The organism is Rhizobacter sp. P1_G5, from assembly GCF_056405435.1.
Window position 1 is genome coordinate 1 of sequence record NZ_JBFUCB010000356.1, and the last position, 6299, is coordinate 6299.

Genomic DNA, 6299 nt, shown 5'->3' on the forward strand with positions numbered 1-6299 from the left:
GATATCCAGACCGTCGGCAAAAGCGGCAGCAGCGAGCGCCAGTTGCCACGCAAGTTGTCAAACCTGCTCAGATCGCGATGCGTCGCGGTGACGTGGTCGATAACGGGGCCAAGCAGAAGACGACTCGACAGCACCAGCACAATCCCTACCATGGCACCGAGTAGGACGGCTTGCCCCAATTTGCGAGGTGGCGCAAGTCCCAACTCGGTGATGGGCGCCCCTGGTTTGAGTCGAACCATCACAATCGCCAATCCCGCGCCAATAGGAACAGTCCAGTACGGGGAGACCCACGGAATGTAGAAGGCCGCAAGGGGTACGAGCACCAGTCCTGCGAAACCTGCAATGTGGGGACGTGAAAACATTCTAGAGATAGCACCTTCGGGGCCGCCTGCCACAACTCCGCGCCCCCAAAGCAGTCCTCCACGAGCGGCAGAATGTGGCCGGCTACAGCTGTTTGCTCTGTTGACGCCTTATTCGAACATGTCACGGCGAGACTGCAGCCTGTGCAACCACCACCGGCCTAGACCAGCGATGGGAAGGCCGAGGATCGTGCCAGTCGCGAGAAGCGTGAGCCGCCAATCAATCGTTGGAGCCGTGTCGCTTGGTGCGCCAGGGGCAGACAGAGCGAGCGCGACTCCCGGCGCAATCGCTACAAGGACGTAAGGCCACAGACGCGGTCGCGCAACCAGCAGAAGCGCGAGCACAGTCGTGACGACTATTCCCATCCAGCCCATTGATCCCATGCTACTCGAATGCAGTCGTTCGCGATCGGCTGCTTGTGGCCGACAGTGTATGTTCGTGGAATCGCCTGCAAGCAATCGATCGCTGCCGGGACGGTCGCCACGTGCGACCGCTTTCGGGGCGTCGGGTGAGGGGCACGGTCGGCCAGGTGCGGTCGGTCAGCAGCGTCCGCTTTGGGCACGATGCGTCTAGGTGCCTGAGGAAGTTGAGATTGGAACGCCGACGATGTTGGACGGACAGCGACAGGGGTTGAACCTGCACCTTCTAGAGGATGGTTTTTGCCATGCGTCTACCAAATTTCGCCACGCTGCCCGCAGTCAGTGTATCGGCGCTTGAAGGCCGCGCCGGTATGCTGGTGCGACGCTGACAACCACGAGGCGCCCAATGCACGTAGACCTTGTTGCTGAGCCGCAATACGAGTCCCTGATTGATCTGCTTTGCGAGTTGCATGCCTACTACAACGAAGGCGCCGTGATCGCCCGAGATGTCGTGCGGGAGCACCTGCTTGACAACTTGCTGGGACCGAGGTCGCCACACCGCCTGATCGTGGCTACGGCGGACGGCAATCGTGTGCTTGGCCTGGCCGCCATCACACTCGTCTACTCGCTCGTAGACTTYGCGCCGGATATGCGTCGGCACTGCCAGCTGAAGGAGCTGTATGTGAGTACGGCCCAGAGGAGCCAAGGGGCCGGCAGGGCACTCATGGCATGGGTTTCTCGGTACGCCCGGGATAACGGCTGCAGCCGCATCGACTGGCCGGTGAAGGCGTCCAATATCCGAGGAATGTCCTTCTACGAAGACCTCGGTGCTGCGCTCGTGTCGGAAAGACTCAGCTATCGACTCTCGGAGCCAAACCTGAGTGCCCTTGCATACGAAGGGTCCGGAGTGTCCTGTGACGGCGCCGCATAGCGCGATATGACGTTGGCGAGCGTCGGCTTTGCGTCCGCCTGAAAACCCGCGTCTTCTACAGGTGGCATCCGCAGCCCCGGGCCTGCCAGACGACGCGCTGCGCGGCCGGGCTGACGAAGGCCACGGGTGCCGTGTCCGTTCGAGCGGCACCCTGGCCCACCCGTATTTCAAGCCGTGCCATAGAGTTGGTCCTGCGCTGCGCCGAAGTGCGTCATTTCCTCGATGTCCTCAGCCGGCTGCTCTTTCTCGCACAGTTCCGACGCATGGGAGCTTGCAGCCAAGGCCGTCCCCAGCATCGCGAAGGCAGCCGTGGAGTAGATGCCGAAATCCCAACCGGCGGCGCCAGTCACGCTGTTGGTGATGGCGCCGACGGCCTTGATGCCACCGGCCGTGATCATGGTGGCGGTGTACTTGTTGTAGTTGTAGAAGGTGTTGCAGGCTTCCGCGGTGGCCCATATCAAGTTGGGCAGCACCCCCACAACGCCGGCCGCGGTGTCATTCCCAGTGGCCTGCAACACGCCTTGGGTGAACTGCGTTGCGGCTGCCGCAGCATTCGCCAAGGACTGGATCTTCTCGACCCCGTCCYTTGACGTCCAGTACTGGTAGCCGGCAGAACCGAGCAGCGCGGTGCCGGCCACGATGTTCACAACAGGCTGCGCTTCCTTGGGCAGGTAGTTGGGCACGACCGCCAGGAAGTTGAAGGCCTCGCCGATCATCCCCGCCAGCTTCTCGCCCATGATGCCGGTGCGGCCTCCGCCTTGCGACGACGCCTCATCCCCATCCTCCCTTTGCGCGACGGCTCGTTGCGTCACCGAGCCCCAACTCGCCATCGCGCGGCGCTGCGCCTGCATGCGCGGCGAGCGGTGGATGTGGTCGGCCAGCAGTTGCCGCGCAGCCCTCGGCACCGAGGTTTCGTCAGCGGGCATCGCCGCGGGCTTGCGGAGCTGGGTCGCGTCGCGGCGGGCGCTGTGATTTGTTGTCATGGTGGCTCCGGGTTGGCGCCGAGCTTCACGTTCCGGCAGATCCAGCCTAAGGGGCCGGGCCGTGATGCACCATCAGCACGTGACGGACAAAGGCCTGCCGTTTTGCTGAGATGGGGCTTCCCACAGCCCCGCCGATGAAGGCCTGGACTTTGACCACCACCCGCGCGACTGACCGAAGTCCACCCTCGTCAGCCCGAGCGGCCATCCGCAAACCCGAGGTGAGGACACCGTCATTCGACAGCCGCAGATTCGTTCTCCGTTTGCCGGTCAGGCTCCGTGGTGCGGAGGATTTCGTTCAGAACGGAAGTGGCGTAGTTCCCGGCGCGCAAAGAGAACGTGAGCGCCAGTTGATGGGCTTGCGGCCATTCCCATGACATGTCCGCCGGGCTCGCCACCAGGCTGCGGCGCTCCTGATCCAGGCCGGCGTGCTCCATGCCGTCGCACAAGGTGGCGTGACGTTCAGCCACGCCGTTTTCCAGAGCCTGCGCTTGATCGGTGGTGATCACGCGGCCTCGTCCCCAGAGCGGTCCGGTGGGTCGGCCTGCCTCGTCCATCACGTCACCAGGCAGGGTCTTGCCCCAGAGTCCCTGTTGAACTCGCAGCGCCAGCACTTCATTGAAGACGAAGGAGCGCACCGCCGACAGGTAGATGCCCTTCTTCTTCGGGTTGCGCACGCGGATCTCGCGCGCCAGCATGGCGCGGCCCTGCATCACGTTGCCACCGTCGTGGCCGAAACGCTGGGCGCCGAAGTAGTTGGGCACGCCATGGGACGCAACAGCCTGGAGGTTGGCCTCGATGGCGTCGCGGTTGCCGGTCACGTCACGCAGCACGATGCGAAATCGGTTGCCCTGCAGATCGCCAGGGCGCAGCTTCTTCACGTGGCGGCTCTGACCCAGTACCTTGAATTCCGGGTGCTGAAGCAGGGTCAGGTCGGGCGTCTCGCCCTTCGGCAGATAGATGCTGAACCACTGACGGGTGATGGCGTAGCGGTCCTTGAGGCCGGCATAGCCCACGTCTCTTTCCTGCACGCTGGCGGCCTCGGCCAGCTGCTGGGCGACGAAGGCGGTGTTGGCACCGTTCTTCTCAATGTCCAGCCAGAGGTGTTCGCCCTCACCGGAGGGCTGCTGCAGCGGCAGTTCGGTCACGATGAAATCCTCGTTGAGGAGTTTCAGCGTGGCGCTGGCGCCGCTGGCCGGATAAGCGTTGGGCCACTGCGGCAAGGTCGTGTAGTGAGCGTCGGTCATGAGCAGTCTGGCGGCACCAGCCGTGGACAGGGACGGGCTGCCTGGCCGACCGGGGGCAGTCCAGGCCGCGATTCTCTCCTGACCCGCATGCCTTGACTTCTTCCCGATCTGTTTCGCCGGCGCATCGTTCGCTTCGCATCCGCGGCGGTCCACCGCCTGCCCCGCCGTCAATCTGGCGCCTGACCCACGATGGGCCGCAAACCAAGGACGCCACCATGCCAATTGACCACCGATACGGTTCCCCTCCGCGCAGCTACTCGTACGCCCCCTCGCAGCCAAGCCATTCGCCGCAGCCGTCGCACGGCTACGGGCAGCCGCCGCAGCAGCCCTACGGCTACGGGCCGGCGCCTTCGTCGCACGAGCAGTGGGGCGGACCTTCCCAGTCGCGGACCAGCCACGCCAGCAGCACGAGCCGTCCGCGCACGCGCGCGCCGCATCACCTGTCCGACGGCGAATCGGACAGCGAGAACCCGAACGTGCTGTACCGCTCGCTCCGCCGTGACGAGGACCCGCGCCGGGGCCTGCGGCCGCCGGACGGCTTCGACCCGTCACTGACCGCCAGCCAGCACATCACGGCCGGCAGCAAGTCGAAGCGGAAGAGCGAGTTCGTCTCGGCCACGCGCAGCGCCAAGGTGGCCTCGGCCTGGGCCGCCGAGGGCCCGCCGGGCGGACGCGTGGCACGCTTCAACAAGCCGCGCGGCCAGGAGTCCTACGACATGACCGATCCCGACCAGGCGCGGCATGTGTTCCCCACCGGCAAGGGCTCCAGCCTGAACACCGCGAAAGCCTCGCAGGAGGTGGTGATCCGCGGCCACATTCCCGCGGACCACGTCACCGATGTCTGGGACGCGCACCGGGTGACCATGGAGCAGTACCACGAGGYCAGCGCGGACACCGTGCCGGGCTTCGAACGCAAGAGCCGCTCGCGCACCAAGGCGGATGGCCCACCGAAGCCGGTCGTGCTCACTGAATGGGTGCCGCCAGGCGATCCCTACTACTATCGTCGCTGACGCCCAGGGGCCGGACATGTCAATGTCGCTCGACGGATATTGGGCCACCACGTGCCCCGCTAGAACCCCCGGCCCCCCCCCATCACCCGGTTCTCCCCATACAGCAACGCCCGCATCCCCTCCAGGTCGCCCTTGTGGATGACCTCGATCGGGAACGCCGCCCCCTGGGCCAGCGACGCGAAGCGCGCGTCGACGATGCCCTGCTCGCCCAGCTGCGCCAGCGTCGGTGCTCCCTCCATCCGGCACGACTTCACCACCACCAGCCGTTCCGCATTGAGCCGCCGCGCCAGGTCGAGCGCGATGCTGTCCGACGTGACCTCCCAGTTGGTCTGCCCATCCGGCTGCTCGCGCTGCAATTCAAAGGGAAGCCACAACGCCGTCTGCCCCTTGTGCAGCACGCGCCGGATGTCGCTGCGGCTCGTCGCCAGCTGCAGCGCGGGGTTCAGCGCGTTGAACTGGTAGGCGGTCTGCGCCATCGCCAGCACCGCCATGTTGTGCGCCGCCAGGTCGTTGAACTGCCAGTGCGATTGCAGGCGCCGCACTTCGTCGGCCAGGCTGCCGCCGCCGCACACCAGCGTCACGCGCCCTCCCCCCAGCTGCGCCAGCAGGTCCAGCCACTGCGGCAACACCGGGTCGGCACTCAGGCTGCCGCCGAGCTTGACGACCCACATCAGCGCAGCTCCATGTCGAGCAGCATCGCCACCGCCACGCTCGGCGCGCACACCTGCGCCCAGGCCGCCACCGCCGGTGCGGCACCGAGTGCCAGGCGGGCCAGGTCGCTGCCGTAGCGGCGGCACGCGCAGGCCGCGCCGTGCGCGGCGGCCAGCACGTCGGCCACCAGGAAGTCGCCGCACCCCGCACTGACGACGACGGCATCGGCCGACATCCGGTGCATCGCCATCACGCGCTGCAGCTGCGCGCCCAGTTCGTCCACCTGCGCGGCGCGCCAGTCCTGCGCGAACACCAGCCACTCGCCGTCGCAGGCATCGCGCGCATCCATGCCGATCATCCGCGCCAGCCGCTTGCGCGTGGCCGGCAGGTCCTTCGGCGCGTTGTCGGCGCTCGGGTACAGGTCGTGCGCCGGGTCCAGCTCGCCGGTCAGGCGGTACACGTCGGCCACGGTCGCGAAGTACTCGTTCATCACGTTGAGCCGCTCGCCGCGCCACGGGATCTGCCGCGCCAGCCCGCACAGCGGCGTGCGCACCACGCCCTGGTAGACGAGCTCGCCTGTCGCCAGGCGCTGCACGTCGCTGCGCGCCTGCGTGACGACCTGCCCATGCCTGAACGCGATGATGTCGGTGGTGGTGCTGCCGATGTCGAGCAGCACGCCGTCGCCCAGTTCGCGCGCCGCGTGCATCGCGGTGGCCAGCCAGTTGGCCGACGCGATGTGCTGCCACTGCGCGGCCACGCGT

The 6299-nt window shown here is 66.4% G+C and carries 7 protein-coding genes and 1 tRNA gene; 2 read left to right on the plus strand and 6 right to left on the minus strand.

Annotation, left to right across the window (positions count from 1 at the left end; all coding sequences use genetic code 11):
- Positions 1-362 (minus strand): hypothetical protein (locus tag AC1D12_RS21550; protein WP_477842749.1); only part of this gene is annotated, 362 nt, incomplete at its 3' end.
- A gap of 613 nt (positions 363-975) precedes the next feature.
- Positions 976-1053, minus strand: a tRNA-OTHER gene (locus AC1D12_RS21555).
- 72 nt (positions 1054-1125) lie between these two features.
- Between AC1D12_RS21555 and AC1D12_RS21560 the strand changes: the two genes are divergently transcribed.
- Entirely contained in the window at positions 1126-1650 is a 525-nt protein-coding gene (locus tag AC1D12_RS21560; protein WP_477826229.1) for a GNAT family N-acetyltransferase, read from the plus strand.
- 167 nt (positions 1651-1817) lie between these two features.
- Here AC1D12_RS21560 and AC1D12_RS21565 read toward each other — a convergent pair whose 3' ends face one another.
- Positions 1818-2633, minus strand: coding sequence for a hypothetical protein (locus tag AC1D12_RS21565; protein WP_477842750.1), 816 nt, complete (start codon positions 2631-2633; stop codon positions 1818-1820).
- A gap of 230 nt (positions 2634-2863) precedes the next feature.
- Entirely contained in the window at positions 2864-3877 is a 1014-nt protein-coding gene (truD, locus tag AC1D12_RS21570) for a tRNA pseudouridine(13) synthase TruD (protein ID WP_477842752.1), read from the minus strand.
- A gap of 215 nt (positions 3878-4092) precedes the next feature.
- Here truD and AC1D12_RS21575 point away from each other — a divergent pair, with 215 nt between their 5' ends.
- Positions 4093-4887, plus strand: coding sequence for a hypothetical protein (locus AC1D12_RS21575; protein WP_477842754.1), 795 nt, complete (start codon positions 4093-4095; stop codon positions 4885-4887).
- Between the two features lie 59 nt (positions 4888-4946).
- Here the strand turns inward: AC1D12_RS21575 and AC1D12_RS21580 are convergent, their stop codons facing one another.
- Both AC1D12_RS21580 and AC1D12_RS21585 read right to left on the minus strand, forming a co-directional pair.
- Positions 4947-5558 carry an amino acid kinase family protein gene (locus AC1D12_RS21580; protein WP_477827188.1) on the minus strand — a complete coding sequence of 204 codons (612 nt, stop codon included), beginning with the start codon at positions 5556-5558 and terminating at the stop codon, positions 4947-4949.
- Positions 5558-6299, minus strand: a 742-nt coding sequence (locus AC1D12_RS21585) for a hydantoinase/oxoprolinase family protein (RefSeq protein WP_477842756.1), incomplete at its 5' end; no start/stop codon positions are given. The genes AC1D12_RS21585 and AC1D12_RS21580, both read right to left, overlap by 1 nt.

What these genes read in the sequence shown, in the direction of transcription:
- AC1D12_RS21580 (WP_477827188.1), bottom strand. Translation starts at nt 5,558, where the DNA reads ATGTGGGTCGTCAAGCTCGGCGGCAGCCTGAGTGCCGACCCGGTGTTG.
- truD (WP_477842752.1), bottom strand. Translation starts at nt 3,877, where the DNA reads ATGACCGACGCTCACTACACGACCTTGCCGCAGTGGCCCAACGCTTAT.